Below are 20712 nucleotides of genomic sequence, written 5' to 3'. Positions count from 1 at the left end.
CGAAATCAGATGAAAAAAATAATCAGTTTTATAGCCATTGCGATCGGTTTGGTTTCGTGCGATCTGAACCGATTGCCCGAGGACGCCATCTCGCCCAATACGTTCTTCAACACGGAGAATGACCTTCTTTTGTATACGAATTCGTTCTATAATGCCATGCCATCGGCCGAGGATGTGTATAACGAAGACGTAGATAACGTAGTAAAAAACAGCCTCCGCGACGAGTTGCAGGGAACACGGGTGGTGCCGACCAGCGAAGCAAATGCAAACTCACCTAGTAATGTTGAAAGCAACGCAAGAGGTTGGAGATGGGCTGATCTCCGAAATATAAATTACTTTCTAGCTAATTCCGGAAAGTGCCCTGACAAAAAAGCCGTTGCTAAGTATAATGGTTTAGCTCGCTTTTTCCGCGCTTATTTTTATTTTAATAAGGTAAAGCGTTTTGGCGATGTTCCTTGGTATGGTAGTACTGCTGACATGTCAGATGCGGATATGCTGACCAAAGCCCGCGACCCACGTACGATGGTGATGGATTCGGTGATGGCCGACGTGAATAACGCCATTGCTACGCTCGATGCATCGCGCCAGCTCAATACGATTACGAAATGGACAGCGCTTGCGCTGAAATCCAGAATCGGTCTGTATGAAGGAACCTTCCGGAAATACCATCCTGAATTTAGCCTGCCCGATGCGAACAAATTTCTGGATGCCAGCATTGAGGCATCCGACAATCTGATGAAAAACAGCGGCTACGTCATCTATAAAGCCACACCGTCGACGGCTTACATGAAACTGTTTTCGTCGGATAACGCCATTCCGGACGAGGTGATTCTGGCGCGTGATTTCAGTGATGAATTACAGGTCTATCACAACCTGAACTACTACACCATGACGGCTTCGTACGGTAAGCCCGGTTTGGAGAAGAAACTGGTGAACAGTTACCTGATGGCCGACGGTACGCGTTTTACCGACATCAAAGGCTACGAAACGATGCAGTTTGCGGAAGAAGTGCAAAATCGCGATCCGCGTCTGTCGCAAACGATTCGCACGCCGGGGTATACACGTATCGGCGAAACCACGCCACTGACGCCTGAATTTGGTGCAACGGTTACGGGTTATCAGCTCATCAAATTCGTGTCGGCCCCGAAGTGGGATACGTTCACCAAAGACATTACCGACATGCCCATTTTCCGGTATGCCGAAGTCTTGATGAACTACGCCGAAGCCAAAGCCGAACGTGGTACGTTGACCCAGGCCGATCTTGATATCTCGACCAAACTTACCCGCGATCGGGTTGGCATGCCGAACATCAACCTGGCAGCCGCCAACGCCAATCCTGACCCGTATCAGGCGCAGCAGTATACACAGTTGAGCGGCAGTAATGTCGGTGTTATTCTGGAAATCCGCCGGGAACGACGTATCGAACTGGTTATGGAGAATTTCTTCCGCTGGGACGACCTCATTCGCTGGAAAGAAGGTCAACTGCTAACTAAAGTGTTCAAAGGCATGTATTTCCCCGGCCCCGGCAGTTTCGATCTGGACAAAAACGGCAAAGTCGATCTGGTAATCTACGAAGGAACAAAACCGACTGTAGCGGGTGCCCAGGTGCTTAAATTAGGCAGCGAAATCCTGCTTGAGAATGGTAACAAAGGTGGTAACATTGTAGTGAACGGGCATATTAACAAGAAGTTCAACGAATCCCGCGACTACCTCTACCCTATCCCAACGCAGGAACTGTTACTGAACACGAAACTGAAACAGAATCCGAACTGGTAGTCTGATGAACGGTCTTTGATAGTTCTGATTTTTTTGTCATGCTGAGGCACGAAGCATCTTAAAGCAGCCGCACCTGAGAGTTACGAATCTTTAAGATGCTTCGTGCCTCAGCATGATAAAATCACTCTAAGCTGTTGAATCTAAATATTTAGAGCTGTCATTATTGCTGATTAACCGCTTTCCAAATCCTTCCAAATATGTTATCAGACAGACGGTCGTTTCTTGAAAAAATGTCGCAGATAGGCGCACTTAGTTTGCTCCCAGCCTCTGCTACGTTGGCCGAACCGGTTTCGTCGGCAAGCGCCGATGAACAAAATCATTTTGTAGTGGGGCCATATCTACAGAATATGGGCACCAATGAAGTAACTATCATGTGGATTACCCACAAAAATTGTTTCAGTTGGGTAGAATACGGCGACGGAAACTATACCAGCAAGCGAGAGTTTGGTTATACGAACGGCCTCATCGAAGCGAACAACCGTATCAACAAAATTACGCTGACCGGCCTGAAACCGGGAACGAATCACAAATACAAAATAGTTTCGACCGAAGTTTTGGGGTATAAAGCTTCGAAAGTGGAGTTTGGCGAAACCATTAGTAGTGCGTTGTATGGTTTCAAAACGCCCGCGGAGAATGAGGAAGAATTCAAGCTGGTTATTTTCAACGACATTCACGACCGTCCTCAAATTATTCCGCAACTGCTTTACCGGCACGGCTACACGGGTAATAAGCGTGATTACGATTTTGTGGTGTTCAATGGCGATTGCTTCGACTACGTAACGGAGGAACAGCAGATGGTCAACCATCTGATTAAGCCCACGGTCGATATTTTCGCGACCGAAATGCCGTTTATTCTAACGCAGGGCAACCACGAATGCCGGGGCAGCTTCGCCCGGCACATTCCGGCCTACTACGCTTACCCGGATCAGAAATACTACTACGCGTTCACGCGCGGGCCGGTACGTTTCGTGATTCTGGATTCGGGCGAAGACAAAACCGACGATAGCGTTGAGTACGGTGGCTTATCGGCCTTCGACCGATACCGCGAAACCCAGAAACTGTGGCTGGAGAAAGAAATTGAAAGCCCGGAGTTCAAGAAGGCTCCCTTCCGCGTTGTGCTGATTCATATTTCGCCCTTCCATTCGGGCGATTGGCACGGACCGATGCACTGCCAGAAAGTGTTTGGACCGCTGCTGAACAAGGGTAAAATTGACATCCAAATCTCGGGTCACACGCACCGGTACGCGACGCACGACCCCGATGCGACGCACAACTATCCCATCGTAATAGGCGGTGGTCCACTCGAAGGCAATCGGACGCTGATCAAACTGCACGTTACGTCGAAAGAGCTAAATCTAAAAATGATACGTGACGACGGCGAAGTAGTAGGCAAATATACAATCCCGAAGAAGGCAAGGACGTAACGTGAATTGTGGGTAGCTACTCTTTGTCATCCTGCCTGCGTCAGGATGATAAAAAATGCCGATATAACTTTGTTAATCAGATATTTACTCCATAAATAATTAACGTTACTTTAATGAAAAAACTAATTATTCTTTTCCTGATTTCCATCACTACGTATGCTTACGAAGGTCCGGTACGCCCTGTTACGTTGACCAACCAAAAATCGGCGAAACTTCGGGTGATGACGTATAATATTCACCATTGCAACCCACCATCGGCTGGAAACAACATCGAAGTTGATGCAATTGCCCGCGTTATCAATCAGGAAAAGCCTGATTTAGTGGCTTTACAGGAAGTTGATGTGAATACCGAGCGTTCAGGGAAAGGTGTCGATCAGGCGAACGAGTTGGCGCGGCTGACGGGTATGCATTATTTCTTCTCGAAAGCCATCGACCATCAGGGTGGCGATTATGGCGTAGCGGTGCTCTCTCGCTTCCCGATTCTGGAAAGTGTGCGCTACACGTTACCTGTTGACCCAGCTATTGGGGGCGAAATACGTACCATTGCGGCCATTACGGTCGACGTAGCAAAAGGGAAGAGAATTGTCTTTGCCAGCACACACCTGGATTTGAAAGAAGAAAACCGAACTATCCAGTCCGAATTGATTATTAAGCATTTTGGCGACTCAAAACTCCCAATGATTCTGGCCGGTGATTTCAATGCCCTCCCCGACAGCAAGGTTATTCAGTACTTCGACAAAACGTTTGTACGTAGCTGTCAGGAATGCGGGTTTACCATCCCGGTTAAAAACCCGAACCGTGTCATTGATTTTGTGATGTATAAGTCGGGCGATGCGTTTGAGAACGTATCGACTCGCGTCATTGATGAGCAATACGCATCAGATCACTTGCCGGTTGTAGCCGATCTAACAATTAAATAAACAACAGCTAAAGGTGAAAAATAGCATCCCGAATGGTTGACCTCTGCCATTCGGGATTTTGCTTATGTTTAGAACCCAATTTTTGTCATGCTGAGGAACGAAGCATCTTAAGGCATCCAAATAAGTAAGTGAGGAGACTTTAAGATGCTTCGTTCCTCAGCATGACAAAAATGGCTCTTAGAAACTTTAGAACGTAGCGAGCTTGCTGATGTTACGTTCAACAACTTCAAGCACAACAATATCAGGGCGTTCGGATTTTAAAACAGACGTTTCCAGGCGGTCGTCGCGCATGAAAAAAGATTCCTGAAAATAACCGGGCATGTAGTGCATCATGCTGTGGCTGAAAGAATCGCCAATCAGCAGGAGTCGATTGGTACCGGAGCCAGCAATTCGGGTTGAAGCATAACCGAAACGGTCGTTTGGCACCGTGGCGAGTTTACGACCTTCCAGTTTTTCGGGGAACGTAATGTAGTAGAAAACAGGATCTTTAATTTCCTGCTGAAGCGTCAGCATCGTCACTAGATCACCGCCCCCGCCCCGTTGCTGCTCAATGTTATAGTTGGACAAACGTACCGGTGGCATCGACGGAAAATCCTGTCGGATTCGGTTGAGCAAGGCCGCGCATCCAACCAGCGTACCGTAATCATTCCAGTGCGTATCGGTCTGATTGTATACTACGTGCCCATTTTTGGCGGCTCGTAACGTATCACGGATATCCAGAAACGGCAACGTAGTGGAAGCCATCGCCTGACGTAGTACGTCCAGCCGAGACGGATTCGAGCTCGGTTGAAGGTGATCGGGTAAGTTTTCAGGATAGATTGAGTGCGAATCCGGAGCGATCAATACGTATAATCGAATGCCGCTACGTGCTAATTCCTGCTGTCGGCGGGTTAGATGGTCGGCAATGATACGTGCAGAGTCTGCCGAAAGCGGATAGATTCCCCGGTGCTGGTCGACAACCCGGTTGTAGCTGTTGCCGAGATAAAACCAGCCGTTTTTGCCCACAACCACTTTTTCGGGCAATGGCGATTCACCCAATATTTTGAATTTCCAGCGACTGTAGACGTAGAACAGCGCATTCCGCCAGCCAAAATTCTCTTTATAGTACTGATCAAATTGCTTGACGAACGTACGAACGTGCGGGAAATGTAAAGCCGGTCGGTTGCTAACAGCCCGGTTTTCGGTGCTACTGAATCGGTTTGATAAACCAACTAGCTGGTCGAGTACCGGCAAAATCAGCAAGGTCACAAAAACAAAAGCAATGATACGTGTTCGGGTTTTATTCATCGTATCGTTACAGCTGCCCCAGCATGCCAATGTTACGTTCAACAATTTCTAAAACTACTACGTTGGGCCGCTCCTTACTGAGCAGTTTCCGGTCAAAATGGTGAGTGCGCACGATGTACGTCTCCCGAAAATAACCCGGTATAAACTGATTCATCGAAAAACTGAACGAATCGCCGATCAGCAATAGTTTAGGCGCTTCGCTATTCTTACTAACAAATCGTTGTGTGGGTAAGCCAACTTCGATGTTTTCGGTAGTTTCGGTTTGGCGGGTGCGCAGGTACGGAGCGGGCGTCACTTTGTAGCTAACCGAGTCGATAAATTCCCGATTCAGCGCAATCATGGTCACTAAATCGCCACCGGCTCCAGTGAAGGGCGTCACGCTGTAATCACTTCGGGTTGGTTTTGGCATCTTCGGAAAATCCTGACGAACGCGCTCGGCAAGACCTAACGACGCAATCATGGAGCCGTAATCGTTCCAGTGCGTATCAGTCTGGCAGTAAATAACCCGTTCGGTTTTGGCGGCACGTAGCGAATCGCGCACATCGACTACCGGTACGTTCGTATGCTGAGCCATGTATGCCTTGAACCGGTCGAAGTTGGAGGTTTGGGGTTTTAATTGCAGGTTATCAGGAGCATTTTCAGGATAAATCGTGTATGAATCCGGCGCTACCAGTACGTAGAGTTTAGCGCCCTGAGCCGCCAGTTGCTGCTGAAGCTCACTTAGATTGCGGGCTATGGATGCCAACGTATCAGGCCGAATAATATCGATACCTCGATGCTGATCCACAATCTGCCCGACGCTATTTCCCGGGAAAAACCAGCCATTTTTTCCCATTACTACTTTTTCGGGCAAGGGAGACGTAGCCAGCACTTTGTATTTGAACTGACTGTATTGGTAAAACAGCGCATTCCGCCAGCCAAAATTCTCTTTATAATACAGACCAAACTGAGCAATGAAAGTTTGTACGCGCGGAAACGTAAACGTAGGAAAGGGCGTCAGAATCCGCTTTTCGGTACTTTTAAAGCCAGCCGACAAATTCAGCCATTGGTCGAGCGTGGGCAGGATGAGCAGGATGGCAAAACCTACGCTCACCACAACGGCTTTGTAGCGTTGCGCCCGTGAACCAGCACTACCCGCCGGGTTCGCCTGAACGTTTGCTTCGGTTGACGTTTTTTGAGTCATCTGCCAGGCGTCAATTAAAATCGAAAATAAATAAACGGATTGTACGTATCGGCGGCCAGATACATCACCGCTAAAACAAATAATCCAAACAACCCCACTACGTATGCCGAATCGAACAGGAAGCGCGTGGATGCCAGACGCGCCAGCAAACGCTCCCACCAACGCTGAAACATCGGGAAAATGGGTGTTGCGAAAACAATACCCAGCAACAATGTAACGAGCAACTCAGCATTTATAAAATATGAGGGCGGATAGGCAAAGGTCGACGTAGCCGAGGAAGACAAACCGAGCATTTTTTTCAGATACGTAACGCCAGCCGAAAACGTCTCGGCCCGGAAAAACACCCAGCCAATCAACACAACCAGCAATGTATAGGCGTGCGCAATGGGTGCCCAGATACGTTCCAGAAGTTTGCCCAAACCAGCCCGCTCGATCAGGAGAAACAAACCGTGATATAATCCCCAGAAAATGAAATTCCAGCTTGCTCCGTGCCAGAGACCGGTCACGAAAAACACGATCAGCAGGTTTCGATACGTTCGGGCTTTGCTTCCCCGATTACCACCCAGCGGAATATACACGTAATCGCGAAACCAGCTCGACAGCGAAATATGCCAGCGACGCCAGAAATCCTGAATCGACCGGGAAATGTAGGGGTAATTGAAATTTTCTTTAAAATCGAACCCAACCATTTTACCCAGGCCAATCGCCATGTCGGAATAGCCTGAGAAATCGAAGTAAATCTGAAGCGAATACGCCAGAATACCCAGCCAGGCCGTTGCTGTTGGATAACTATCGGGTGGTGCGGTAAAAATGGTATCGGCCAGACTCGCGAACGTATTGGCCAGCAACACTTTCTTGGCTAACCCCAGAATAAATCGTTCGGCCCCAACGCCAAATTTTTCGATGGTCGTAGTACGATCGGCCAGTTCGGGGGCAATGTCGGCGTAACGAACAATTGGGCCAGCAATCTGGTGGGGAAACATTGCTACGTAGGTCGCGTAATCGATAAAGCTTTTGTTGGCTTTGATACGTCCCCAGTAAATATCGAGTGTGTAGGAAATTCCCTGGAAGGTGTAAAAACTGATACCGATGGGCAACGCAATCTGGCCCAATGATAAACTCTCGGAAATGGGCAGCGTAAAAGCCTCGGCAAAACCACGTACTGAATCGACGAAAAAGTTGGTGTATTTAAAGTAAAAAAGTAACGATAAGCTACCAATCAGCGACAGCCACAAACCCTGCTTCCGTTTCCCCTGCTCGATAAGTCTGCCCGCTACGTAGTTGATGAATGCCGAAAGCAGCAGGATTAACACAACCGGACCTTCGCCCCATGCATAAAAAACCAGACTGGCCGCAAACAAAAAGGCGTTATGCCAGTGTTTGGGTAGTACGTAATAGATGAGCAGGAAAGCAGGCAGGTAAAGAAACAGAAAGATTGCTGAACTAAACAGCATAGGGCTTTGGTGAAAAGATGATGACAAAAATACGTGTTTTGTGCCACATAGAACCCCATTCACTCGTATTAGGAGGTAGCTACGTTCGCCCAAACGGGCAAAGTCTTACTAACCGGTAAGGACCGCAGGCTAACTTTAACTCATTGATTATACGTAAACATTAGCTAGAAAAATGCCCTGGAACGTCAATTTGACGTATTTTTGCTTACTTTCACAAGATGGTCGACTAATACTCACGTAGGAATGTTCAATTGGCAGAAACGTTTACACCCGTTTTTTGGCGTACTCAGCTTATTCGGCTGCCTTGTAGCCGTTATTCTGTTTGCAATTGGCTGTGCTAAAAATTATACCGCCGAAATCGGCCCGACCGTTACCAAACCATCCAGTTCAACAAACCCTTGCCCCTGCTCTACCGACCCTGGCACCACTACTACGTCGCCCGGAAACACTACGTCATCGCCCGGTAGCAATACCACTACGTCGCCTGGAACCAACACGACGACAACGCCAGGCTCAACGACAACGAATCCGAATACGCAGAACCCTACCCTGGATACCCTTAACGTACCGGCTCCTGTTTTTTCGCCCAACGGCGGCAATTTCCACATGAACGTAGCGGTTCGTATGTCGGCCAATGTTGTTCCGACGGGCGCTATGATCGAGTATACCGTCGATAATGGTACTACGTGGATCACGGGGCAGCAGCTAAATCTTACCAAAGGCGCAAAAATCTTCGCGCGCTTACGTTCCGGAAAGAAAGTATCGCCGGTTAGTTCGGCTCAGTTCAGTGTTTTTTATGAGCGGATGTTGATTATCGGCAACAGCACCATGATGCATAAGCCCGATCCGACGCGTGGCTGGTTAAATACCAACGGAATGGCGGCTTCGGCTCCCGAAAAAGACTTTGTGCATCTGCTGGCGGCTCGTTTGCAGGCGCTTAACCCAGCTATGACGTACCTGCTTCAATCGGGTGGTGATTTTGAACGCTACTATTCAACATCCGGTTACAGCTCTCAGGAATTATCGCAAACGCTACAGCAGTTTAAACCCGACCTGATTGTTCTCAGAATTGGTGAAAACGTCGATCAGGCCGAAGTATTAAGTCGGAATTTTGATAAGTATTATCGTGAATTGCTGGATCTGTTGAATTATGGACAACCCGTTCGGATTGTTTGCACAACGAGTGTGTGGTGGCAAAATCGGTCTGATCCTATAGTTCGGAAAGTTGTAACCGAAAAGGGATACTCACTCGTTGATCTGGATTGTATTGTGGGGCAAACCCAATATTTTGCCACTCAATACAAAGACAAAGGCGTGGCCGAGCACCCAAATGACGCCGGAATGCAGGTCATTGCGAACATGATCTGGTCGAAAATTCAGGGCTTAGCTGAATCAGGATGTCCTTAATTACAGATTATATTTCGTAGCTCTTTTATTTTCTCCAACTATTCATCTTTATAGAAAATCCCTAAACCTTTGACTACCTGATATTTACAAAATATGCTACATGAATTAATTTTTTCTTGTTAATACATGTGCCCTATCAGGTTTTCCAACGTCATAAGATAAGGCTGGCCGTTACCTATTTGTTACCAGATTCTTGGCACAATTTTGGAGGGCTATTTTAGCTGATCATACAATCTGTTGTGGTGAACGAACTCTTTTACATCTTAAGGCTTCATCGTCTATCTGTGCGGTATGCCCTTATCGGGCTCCTCACTGTTGGACTACAATCCTTTATATCTGCCCAAACCATACCTCCTGGCTGTGCACCCGGTTGCGTATTGATAACGATAAAACGTTTACCCAAAGGAACGATTCCTCCTCCACAGCCACAAGGTTTACCAACCCCTTCGTTCAGCCCGCAAAATGGCGTAGTACCCTACGGAAATAAGGTTAACGTAACAGCAGCGTCCTTACCGACTGGAGCTATTGTAGAATATTCAACGAATAACGGGCAAAGCTGGATAACTGGAAATCAGACTACATCTATCCTTAACTCAACCGATATATTAGCCCGTACCCGTCTCAATCAACAGGTGTCGCCAACGATCCGAGGGAACTTTAAACCCTCTTTTCAGCGGATGATGGTCATTGGCAATAGTATTATGGCCCATGGTCCGGCTCCAGAGGTAGGTTGGAATCTTTTCAATGGTATGGCGGCTTCGGCTCCCGAAAAAGATTTTGTGCATTTGCTGGAAGCCCATTTAAAAACTTTAAATCCTGAGGCTAAGACTGAGCTTCAAACAGGGGGTGATTTTGAACGGAGCTTCGGTACTGATGGCTACACTATTAACCAGTTTAATAAGCCAGTTCAGGAATTTCAACCCGATCTCATCATCGTTCGTATTGGCGAAAATATCGACGATGGTCAGGTAAATGGCTCTCGTGATTTAGAAGCCAATTTCAGTCAACTGCTAGATCGTCTGGCCAGCCTGAACCCGTCGCAGCCGGTTAAAATCATTTGTACTACCACTGTCTGGGACCGGCCAAATACAGACGCAATTATTCGGAAAGTGACGAATGCAAAGGGATACCCGCTTGTTGACCTACGTAGCATGGTCGGGCAAAGTCAGTATTTTGCCAGTGAATATAAAGACCCCAACGTAGCAGCCCACCCCAACGATGCGGGCATGAAACGTATCGCCGACCTGATTATCGAGAAACTTCAATAAGTTTACCACCCCCAAACCCCTCCTGTTTTAGAAGGGGGCTGGGGTGGTAAAACCTGACATACAGAAAAAGGCGCTTCAACTGGTGAAGCGCCTTTTTGTTTAGGAACGTAACGCAGACAATCAACCGTGCTACGTTTAAAAGAACGAGATACGTAGCACGAACGGACTACCGTAAACCTGACGGGCAATCCCTGAATTATCGTTATAATTCAGGTTGTATAAAGCTGTTAGATTTACCCCAAACCGACGCGAAATAGGTTGCGAATACGTAACACCCACGAGCGGAGCGGTTAGCGCATAACTGGTTGTCCGGTCGTTATTCTGATTTTCGATTTGCTGAATAGTCGTATTCTCCAGTTCGCCGTGCAGATACAGGTTGGGGAGAATAGACGGAATAAATTCGTACATAACGAAACCACGTCCGCCAAATTGATTATACGTTAAATAGGGAACTGTGTTTCCGGTAGTAGTTACGGCTTTATACCGCGTGTAATTATACGTACCGCCAATCCCAATCAGCATGCGTTCGGTAGCCTGATAGGCCACCACTGGCGAAACACCTATACTAAATGGGTTTCCCAGACGAATGTTGCTGATACCTCCCCCAAACCGGAGCCGTTGTCCAAATGGTAGCGGACGTCCTTCGGGAGTTTGGGTTCGAAGTGGATCACGGCCTTGATCCTTCCGATCATCGGGGTCTTCGGTAAGCTGTCCAAAAGCCATACTACTGCTCAACAAAGCCGTGATAAACAGTAATTTGTGAATATGTTTCATTTTAGTCTATTCTGGGGAATTTATTTACTAATTAACGAAATCAAAAGGTGAATTCTTTTATGTCGGGGTCGCTTAACAGTTGTTTAATGCATTTTTCATGATTCTTTTCCGACCCGCGCACTCGCCAGTACCCAACTACTTCATTACCAATACGTTGCTGCCGTGTTCGCGAAGGTAATAAGCCGTATTTTTTAAATACTTTTTCGTAGTGATTATACGGTTTGTCGCTGAACGTACTAACAATCTTATAGTCGCGAGCCTGGTTCAATTCACCGATACGTTCCGACAAACCCGTCAGCAGAAAGAGCGATCCCATAATCAACGCAAAACCAATCAATGCAATATCGTATTGACCTCCGCCGATACACATACCCAACGCCGATACAGCCCAAATCGTTGCAGCTGTTGTCAGGCCCCGCACCCGATTTTCTTCTTTGAAAATGATACCTGCGCCCAAAAAGCCAATGCCGTTCACGATATTGGCCGCTACACGGTCCTCGGCTCCGCCCAAACGGCCGGAAATTAGGGTAAACAGCGTTGAGCCAACACAAATCATAATCATGGTGCGAAAACCGGCGGCCTTGCCATGATATTCTCGTTCGGCGCCGATTAGCCCACCCAACACCAGTGCTACACACAGGCGAATAATATCTTCTACTGCAAAAATCATCTACTTGATACCAATACGAAAAACTTTAATGTCCCGTTGCGTCAGGCTTCGGCGTAGCCCATAAGAATCACAATCCAGAGAAACCATATTGTCTAATAAACCGTTAAAAATTAGATAGAGTTTACCCTCATTTCATACCGAATGACTCAGCTACCGGAAACCGATAACCGGAATACCATTGACCAGCTCGACCCCAAAAAGTTTATCATCATTAAAGGGGCGAAAGTACATAATCTTAAAGGAATTGACGTAGCCATCCCTCGAAATCAACTGGTTGTCCTGACCGGGTTGTCGGGTTCGGGCAAATCGTCGCTGGCTTTCGATACGTTGTTTGCCGAAGGCCAGCGCATGTACGTCGAAAGCCTGAGCAGCTACGCCCGGCAGTTTCTGGGACGTATGGAAAAGCCCGAAGTTGAATACATTAAAGGTGTATCCCCGGCCATTGCCATCGAACAGAAAGTATCGACCCGAAATCCACGTTCAACGGTTGGAACGTCGACCGAAATTTATGATTATCTGAAACTGCTTTTTGGTAGAGTGGGTGTTACGTATTCGCCGATTTCGGGTCACGAAGTCAGGAAAGATACGGTCACCGACGTAGTGAATTTCATGTACGGCTTTGAAGCGGGACAGCGGATCATGATTATGGCTCCGCTACGTATCCGTGAAGACCGTACCCTAGCTTATGAGCTAAATATTCTGCTTCAGAAAGGCTATACACGTATCGTAGCCAACGGCGAAGTCCTTCAGATTGAGGACGTACTGGAAGCAAACGCCCAGCAATTGTCAACTGACGACTTAGAAATCCTGGTTGATCGGGGCACGGTTCTGTACGACGAAGCCGGGAATCCAGACGAAGACAATCAGTACCGTTTTTCGGATTCGGTGCAAACGGCGTTCAACGAAGGCGAAGGCACTTGCCGGGTCGACATCTTGGGAAAAGAATCGCGGGTTTTCTCCGATAAATTTGAATTGGACGGTATTGCGTTCGAAGAGCCGAGCGTAAACCTCTTTACGTTCAATAACCCTTATGGTGCCTGCCGACGTTGCGACGGATTCGGGAAAATCATTGGTATTGACCCGGATTTAGTCATTCCCGATAAAACTCTTTCGGTTTTTGAAGGAGCCATTGCGCCCTGGCGAAGCGAAAAAATGAGCGAGGAATTTCTGCGGCCACTTCTGAAAAACGGCATCCGCTTCGACTTCCCGATTCACCGACCTTACAAAGATTTAACCCCTGCCGAGCAGGAATTACTCTGGACGGGCAATACGTATTTCGACGGCCTGAACGGCTTCTTTAATTTCGTTGAAAGCCAGACATTTAAAGTTCAGTATCGGGTAATGTTATCGCGCTACCGGGGACGTACTACCTGTCCTGAATGCCGGGGTTCGCGCCTGCGCAAAGACGCCAGCTACGTGAAAGTAGGTGGTAAATCCATCACTGATCTGGTGCTGATGCCGATTACTCATGCCACTACGTTCTTCCGTGATCTGACGCTACCCGAATCGCAGCAGCAGGTAGCGAACCGAATCCTCATCGAAATCCGCAACCGACTGGATTATATGGAGCGCGTTGGTTTGGGTTATCTGACGCTTAACCGGCTCACGAACACGCTTTCGGGCGGAGAATACCAACGTATCAAACTCGCTACGTCGCTGGGATCAGCCCTGGTTGGGTCGATGTATATTCTGGACGAACCCAGCATTGGCCTTCATCCGCGCGATACAAAACGGCTGGTGAGCGTACTCGAATCGCTACGTGACATGGGCAACACGGTCATCGTTGTAGAGCACGAAGAGGAAGTCATGCGAGCCGCCGACCAGCTCATCGACATCGGACCCGACGCTGGTTCACTGGGTGGTCACCTCGTTTTTCAGGGAACGTGGAAAGAAATTGCAGAGGGCAGCGGGCAAAGGGTGGCGGGCGATGAAAACCCTATGCCCCATGCCCTTACCCCCATGCTCTCCCACACGCTTGACTTTTTGACGGGCCGGGAAACGGTTCCAGTACCAACATTCCGCCGGAAAGCGACAAACTTCATTGAACTGACAGGCGCTCGCGAAAACAACCTGAAAAATGTTGACGTGCGTTTTCCGCTCAATACGTTGACGGTAGTGACCGGTGTATCTGGTTCGGGGAAAAGTACACTTATTCGGAAAGTGCTGTATCCGGCGCTGATGCGTCAAAGGGGCGAATCATCAGAAGAATCGGGTAAATACGACAGCCTGGATGGATCGCTTAGCCGCATTGCCGCCATCGAAATGATTGATCAGAACCCGATTGGCAAATCGAGCCGCTCGAATCCGGTTACGTACATCAAAGCTTACGATTATCTACGTCAGGTCATGGCCGATCAGCAGGTAGCCAAAGCGCGTGGCTATAAACCAAGTCATTTTTCGTTCAACGTCGACGGAGGGCGCTGTGAGGTTTGCCAGGGTGAAGGCGAGGTTAAAATTGAGATGCAGTTCATGGCCGACATTTACCTCAAATGTGAAGGCTGTAACGGCAAACGTTTCAAACAGGAAATTCTGGAAGTTACGTTACAGGATAAGAACGTATCAGATATTCTGGACATGACGGTCGATGAAGCCATTACGTTCTTCCGCAAGATTGAACCCAAAATGGCCGATAAATTACAGCCCCTGCAAGATGTTGGTCTGGGTTATATTGGTATGGGTCAATCGGCCAATACGTTGTCGGGGGGCGAAGCGCAACGGGTAAAACTGGCGTCGTTTCTGGGAAAAGGCAATCCAAATAAAGGTGGTACGTTGTTTATTTTCGATGAACCCACCACGGGTCTTCACTTCCACGATATCCGAAAGTTATTGTCCGCCATCAACGCGCTGGTTGACCAGGGTGATTCAGTGATCATTATTGAACACAATATGGAAGTCATCAAAAATGCCGACCACATCATCGACCTCGGCCCCGAAGGTGGCGAAACGGGCGGATACGTAACGTTTACAGGTACGCCCGAAGAAATGGTGAAACTGACAGATGGCAACTATACAGCGGAGTATCTAAAAGGAAAAGTGTAGCCTAACGCGGACATCTTGTCCGCCTGATATCTGCTGTGACAATGTGGACAAAATGTCCGCGTTACGTTCTCTCCAACTTTCCTGTTATTTTCGCGATGAGATTCTTCATTGCTCATGTCGTCATATATAAAGTGGGTTTTGTTATTGGTCAGCTTTCCAATGCTGGCCCTCGCTCAGCTTCAGATTTCACACCCAATGCCCCGGCTCGTTGTTCAGCGCGGGCTGGATGGTAATGGCCGGTTATACGTATCAGGTCGGCTGACTGGAAATGTTGACCGTGTTGAAGCGCAGCTAACGCCGGTTTCTGGCGGGCAGGGCGTAGCAACGGGTTGGCAGGTTGTTCAGGACAACCCAACCAATAACCTATTTATGGGATACGTAACGGGCGCGGGCGGCTGGTACGTGCTCACGATACGTACTAGCGTGGGTAACAACGTAACGGCGCAAGCGACTGTCGTGCCAGTGGGTATTGGCGAAGTTTTTATCACAGCAGGGCAATCAAATGCACGTGGGCTGGGCATTGGCGATAACGACCTGGGTACCAACACCGATCGCGTCAACGCCATCGATTCCATCAATCACTACTATCCTCCCGGCAATCAACCCCTTTTCTCGTCAGGCGATCCTTTTCCTTTACCAAATTTCAAAGCATTGACAGCCACGCGAAAAATCTTTCCGATGGCTGAAAGTTCGTGGGGCTGGGGTGAGTTGGGCGATTACATCGTCAATCGGTATAACGTACCGGTAGCATTCTACGTAGCAGGCTGGGACGGCTCAACCGTAGAAAACTGGTCGAGCACAGCAGATGGCGTTCCGACATGTAATCGATATAACTGCAATGCAAACTGGCCTAATCTCCAGCCGTATACGAACCTGAAGAATATACTGGGTTATTACGCATCTATATCGGGGGCACGCGTCATTCTCTGGAATCAGGGCGAAGCTGAATTCGATTTTCCGGGTGGTCCCAGCAGCGTTAACGACTACGTACCCCGCCTGACAAACGTGATTCAAAAATCGCGGCAGGATTTTGGCGGACGTAACATTCCGTGGATGGTAGCCCGCGTATCATTCGATGGCAGCTCAACGCGTCCTTCAGTTATTGCGAAACAAAACGAAGTTATCAACACCGGCGGTCTGAACGTTTTTGCAGGCCCTGATAATGACGCCATTATAAATCGCAACGCGGGTAATGTGGACGTTCACTTCCGAAACGCCACACGGCCGTCGCCCCATCCGCAGTATTACCTCAATCCAGGTTCGATACCGGCCGATATGGGTTTATCAATTTTTGCCCGAAATTGGAACAACAGTCTCGATAATTCTTTTTTCCAGAACGCTCAACCCATTACGCCGACTCAATTCGCCGTCACTGGCAATATAGCCAATAACGTAGCACCCGGCGCTACGTTAAACGTATCATTTTATACCCTTGGCACGTTCAATGGGGGAAATAATTGGCAGGTCCAGCTTCTCGATGAATTGGGTCGTTTCGTAAGCGTTCTGGGGAGTGGTTCCAGTAGCCCGATTCAGGTTGCGTTGCCGGGCAATCTGCAAAGTGGTCATTTCCGGGTGCGTGTTGTTGCTTCATCACCTGCGCTACCTGCTGTGCCATCTAATTTGTTTCACATCACCACGGTTCCCGATGTGCAGCTAGCTGATGTGAGTCTGGCAATGGCGATCACTCATCGAACTCCAGCGCTAAATACACCCGTTACTATCAGTCTGTTTGCTCGCAATGACGGCCCACTTCAGGCGCAGAACGTAGTAATTCGTGACCGACTACCACCTTATCTGGAATTTATTTCTTCATCTGATTTTTCATTCAGCAACAACGTACTGACCAGCGCTGCGCTTAACCTTAACACAGGAAGCACTCAGATTCTTTCCTTCGTAGCCCGACCAACGGTAGAAGGTACGTACTACAACGCAGCAGAAATTTCCCAGTCAGGCACCCTTGACCCTGACAGTCAGCCTAATTCTGGAACGGGCGATGGTCAGGATGACGTAGCAACGTTGAATTTTCGGACAAAGCAGGGTGTTGACGCCTTATTTGTTTCGCCCAACCCTAACCAGGTGCCTTTGCCGGGTGTCATCGGTAATCAACCAGCCCCTATTCCCGACAAGGCTGATGTGAGCATAAAAATCAGCGTTAATAACCGGGCTCCAAACCTGAACGACATCGTTACGTATACGTTGGTCATCACGAATCAGGGCGGTCAGTCGGCAACAGGTTTGAACGTAGCGGCTACCATTCCTCCGGTCCTGACGTTTGTGCCCGGCGATGACTTTGGCGCATCAGGTGGTTCAGTAATTAGTGGCGTCAGTAGCCTTGCCGCGGGAAGCAGTGTCAGTCTACGGTTCCGGGCTCGCGCAACCGCTATCGGTTACGGCATTTGTTCTGCCCAACTCACCGCTGCCAGCGTTCCCGACCCCGATTCCGTTCCCGGTAACGGCGTATCAAATGGCGAAGACGATGCTGCTCAGGTGGATTTGCGAGTGAAGTGAGCAAATGATGTATGAAGTATGATATATGATGTATTTCACTTATAGAATACATTATATATCATACTTCATACATTATACATCATCTTCCTAATTCACAAATCAATTGCCTTTGATTCGTTATTCTTTTAAGTCGCCTGTTCGCTAACTTTACAGTACAAAAGCCATTTTTTCGGCTTTTAGCAGAAGCTTGTATCTGAAGGTATTAGGTGTATGAAAGCTCAGTGGCTTTTTATTGGCTTTATAGGCATTGCTGGCGCGCTGCTCCTTCCTTCATTTCTGGGTATTTTCGAAAAAAAGGTCGATTATAATACGCAGATCAAGCCGTTATTGAACAAAAACTGCATTGCCTGCCACGGGGGCGTCAAAAAAGCGTCAGGGTTTTCGCTTTTATTCAGGCATGAAGCGGTGGCACCGGCCAAATCGGGGAAACCAGCCATTATTCCGGGAGATGCCGACGCCAGTGAAATGATACGTCGGCTCACCTTGACCGACCCCGATGAGCGGATGCCCCTCGATCATCCGCCGTTGAAACCAGAAGAAATTGACTTACTTCGTAAATGGATTGATCAGGGTGCTGAATGGGGTAATCACTGGGCGTATCAGTCTGTTACGAAGCCTGATTTACCGAGAATCGGTACGTTCCTGAGTCGGCTGGGTGTAACCGTAAATGATGAAACCGACTGGGCGAAGAACGAAATCGACCATTTCATTCTCGACAAACTGAAACAGGATGGCTTAAAACCATCGCCCGAAGCCGACCGTGCTACGTTGATCCGCCGGGTTTCGCTCGATCTGACTGGTTTGCCGCCGACGGAACAGGACGTAACGGATTTCGTAAACGATAAATCGCCGAAAGCGTACGAGAACGTAGTAGACAAGCTGCTGCAATCGCCCGCCTACGGTGAACGCTGGACCGGAATGTGGCTCGATCTGGCCCGTTATGCCGATACCAAAGGTTACGAACGCGACCCCGGCCGCAAAATATGGCGCTACCGCGACTGGCTTATCAACGCTTTCAACCAAGACAAACCCTTCGATCAATTCACAGTAGAACAACTGGCCGGCGATTTGTTGCCACCACGTACGGATGGTTTACCCGATGATGATCAGTTGATTGCGACGGGTTTTCACCGCAATACGATGAATAACGACGAGGGCGGTACGCAGGACGAAGAGTTTCGAATTTCGGCCGTTCTTGACCGTGTGAATACGACCTGGGACGTCTGGCAGGGTACTACGTTCTCGTGCGTGCAGTGCCACAGCCATCCCTACGACCCCTTCGTCAATGAGGAATATTACAAGTTTGTGGCATTTTTCAACAACACCCGCGACGAAGACGTAACAAGCGAAACACCGACGCTACGTTTCTACAAACCTGCCGACTCGCTCAAAATCGTTGATTTGAAACAATATATCCAACATAGTGCCGGTAATCCGAAACAGGCAAAAGCGGTTGTGAGTCAGGTTACGCAGTTGATACGTACCGTAGAGCCTAAAATTAACTCGCACGATTTCGATCAGTACGTTAATGCGTCGTTGCTGGATGCTAAATACTTTGGTTTTCAGGACAAAGGTTCGGTACGTATCAAAGACGTTACGTTGACCGGCCGCCCTCGTTTGCTGATACGTTGGGGGACTAAAGCCACGGATGCTTCTGTTACATTGCATCTGGATAAACTGGATGGGCCTGTTCTGGCCAAATTTCCGACGCCGAAACCCGGAAAAGATACAGTTCAGATGATTCCGCTGCCATCAATACAGGGAAAGCATAGCCTGTACATGTATCTGGATAGCCCGAAGATGCCCAAAGACTGGGTTCAGATTAAGTGGGTGGCTTTCACCCCCATTCTGCCGGGACAACCGCAGCAGGCCGTTGGCGAAAAGGATAAAGAATTGTTAGCCATCCTGAATGCTGAAGCCGAACAAACGCCCATTATGCTCGATGGCACTGGTGACTTAGCTCGGAAAACTCACGTTTTTGATAGGGGTAACTGGCTGGTTAAAGGCAAGCAGGTGACGCCCGACGTACCAAAATCATTCCCGGCGATGGACCCGAAACTGCCTAAAAATCGCCTGGGAATGGCCCGCTGGATGGTTAGCCGCGAACACCCGCTTACGGCTCGTGTGGCTGTCAATCGATTCTGGGAACAATTGTACGGAACGGGGATTGTGGAAACGGTTGAGGACATGGGTACGCAGGGCATCCCTCCTACCCACCGCGAACTGCTCGATTATCTGGCTGCCGAGTTCATGGAAACCGACCATTGGAGTGTTAAGAAACTCCTGAAAAAAATGGTTATGTCGGCAACGTATCGGCAGGATTCAAAAGCTTCACCTGAATTACTGGCAAAAGACCCATTCAACAAACTAATGGCGCGAGGTCCGCGGGTTCGTTTATCCGCCGAGGCCGTCCGTGATCAGGCGCTGGCGGTCAGTGGGTTGTTAAGTCATAAGATGTTTGGTCCGAGCGTAATGCCTGTCCAGCCCGACGGCATCTGGCAATCACCTTACGATGGCGATACGTGGAAGCAAAGCAAGGGCGAGGATTTGCACCGTCGTGCGTTGTATACGTACTGGAAACGTACCGCGCCCTATCCATCGATGGTCACGTTTGATAGCCCTAGTCGTGAATTCTGTCAGCTACGTCGGTTGCGTACCAACACGCCGTTGCAGGCGCTGGTAACGCTCAACGATCCGGTTTACGTAGAAGCCGCCAAAAATCTTGCTACGTATATGCAGCAACATGGCGCTTCACCTGCTAACCAAATTCAGGCCGGTTTCCGACGTATCATGCTACGTGATTTACCGGCAAAGAAATTGAACGTACTGGTTCAGCTTTACAAAACGACGGAACAACATTACCGTCAGAAACCCGGTGAAGCCGAAAATCTGTTCGACCAACCTGGTTTAGATTGTTCGATTATTACGCCACAACTTGCTGCCCTGACCGTAACGGCGAACACGATGTTGAATCTGGATGAGGTGATTACGAAAGAGTAATG

Annotated in this window: 13 protein-coding genes; 8 read left to right on the top strand and 5 right to left on the bottom strand. The window is 48.6% G+C overall.

Annotated elements, in window-relative coordinates; translation table 11 throughout:
- Positions 1–9: 9 nt before the first annotated feature.
- The 3 genes from IC229_RS05190 (at position 10) to IC229_RS05180 (ending at position 4120) form a co-directional block, all read left to right on the top strand.
- Positions 10–1776: a RagB/SusD family nutrient uptake outer membrane protein gene (locus IC229_RS05190; protein ID WP_190885876.1), complete on the top strand. Its 1767-nt coding sequence runs from the start codon at positions 10–12 to the stop codon at positions 1774–1776.
- A 197-nt stretch (positions 1777–1973) separates the two neighbouring features.
- Positions 1974–3200, top strand: a complete 1227-nt coding sequence (locus IC229_RS05185) for a purple acid phosphatase family protein (RefSeq protein ID WP_223833870.1) — start codon at positions 1974–1976, stop codon at positions 3198–3200.
- Positions 3201–3313: 113 nt separating this feature from the next.
- Positions 3314–4120, top strand: coding sequence for an endonuclease/exonuclease/phosphatase family protein (locus IC229_RS05180; protein ID WP_190885875.1), 807 nt, complete (start codon positions 3314–3316; stop codon positions 4118–4120).
- A 186-nt stretch (positions 4121–4306) separates the two neighbouring features.
- On the opposite strand, the gene IC229_RS05175 is transcribed toward IC229_RS05180, so the two are convergent.
- From IC229_RS05175 to IC229_RS05165, 3 genes are read right to left on the bottom strand one after another with little or no spacing between them, the layout of a single operon-like run.
- Positions 4307–5407: an alginate O-acetyltransferase AlgX-related protein gene (locus IC229_RS05175; protein WP_190885874.1), complete on the bottom strand. Its 1101-nt coding sequence runs from the start codon at positions 5405–5407 to the stop codon at positions 4307–4309.
- Between the two features lie 7 nt (positions 5408–5414).
- Positions 5415–6590 (bottom strand): alginate O-acetyltransferase AlgX-related protein, encoded by a 1176-nt coding sequence (locus IC229_RS05170; RefSeq protein WP_190885873.1) that lies wholly within the window; start codon positions 6588–6590, stop codon positions 5415–5417.
- 14 nt (positions 6591–6604) lie between these two features.
- A complete protein-coding gene (locus IC229_RS05165; protein WP_190885872.1) occupies positions 6605–8044 on the bottom strand; it encodes an MBOAT family O-acyltransferase in 1440 nt (479 codons plus the stop codon).
- A 243-nt stretch (positions 8045–8287) separates the two neighbouring features.
- Here IC229_RS05165 and IC229_RS05160 point away from each other — a divergent pair, with 243 nt between their 5' ends.
- Entirely contained in the window at positions 8288–9451 is a 1164-nt protein-coding gene (locus tag IC229_RS05160; RefSeq protein WP_223833869.1) for an SGNH/GDSL hydrolase family protein, read from the top strand.
- A 284-nt stretch (positions 9452–9735) separates the two neighbouring features.
- Positions 9736–10719, top strand: a complete 984-nt coding sequence (locus tag IC229_RS05155) for a GDSL-type esterase/lipase family protein (protein ID WP_317171529.1) — start codon at positions 9736–9738, stop codon at positions 10717–10719.
- A gap of 135 nt (positions 10720–10854) precedes the next feature.
- Here IC229_RS05155 and IC229_RS05150 read toward each other — a convergent pair whose 3' ends face one another.
- Together IC229_RS05150 and IC229_RS05145 are read right to left on the bottom strand one after the other, a co-directional pair.
- Positions 10855–11493 (bottom strand): hypothetical protein, encoded by a 639-nt coding sequence (locus tag IC229_RS05150; RefSeq protein WP_190885871.1) that lies wholly within the window; start codon positions 11491–11493, stop codon positions 10855–10857.
- 40 nt (positions 11494–11533) lie between these two features.
- On the bottom strand, positions 11534–12163 hold the full coding sequence (locus tag IC229_RS05145) for an MgtC/SapB family protein (RefSeq protein ID WP_190885870.1): 630 nt from the start codon (positions 12161–12163) through the stop codon (positions 11534–11536).
- A 141-nt stretch (positions 12164–12304) separates the two neighbouring features.
- Here IC229_RS05145 and uvrA point away from each other — a divergent pair, with 141 nt between their 5' ends.
- The 3 genes from uvrA (at position 12305) to IC229_RS05130 (ending at position 20710) form a co-directional block, all read left to right on the top strand.
- Complete coding sequence (gene uvrA, locus IC229_RS05140) at positions 12305–15202, top strand: excinuclease ABC subunit UvrA (RefSeq protein WP_190885869.1); 2898 nt, start codon at positions 12305–12307, stop codon at positions 15200–15202.
- Positions 15203–15316: 114 nt separating this feature from the next.
- Positions 15317–17710, top strand: a complete 2394-nt coding sequence (locus tag IC229_RS05135) for a DUF11 domain-containing protein (RefSeq protein WP_190885868.1) — start codon at positions 15317–15319, stop codon at positions 17708–17710.
- 210 nt (positions 17711–17920) lie between these two features.
- Complete coding sequence (locus IC229_RS05130; RefSeq protein ID WP_190885867.1) at positions 17921–20710, top strand: DUF1553 domain-containing protein; 2790 nt, start codon at positions 17921–17923, stop codon at positions 20708–20710.
- The last annotated feature ends 2 nt before the right edge of the window (positions 20711–20712 follow it).

Origin of the sequence: Spirosoma profusum (assembly GCF_014699005.1) — a bacterium.
In the GTDB taxonomy this organism is placed as follows: domain Bacteria; phylum Bacteroidota; class Bacteroidia; order Cytophagales; family Spirosomataceae; genus Spirosoma; species Spirosoma profusum.
Note: the sequence above shows the minus strand (reverse complement) of the source record. Positions and strands in the feature narration are given on the sequence as shown.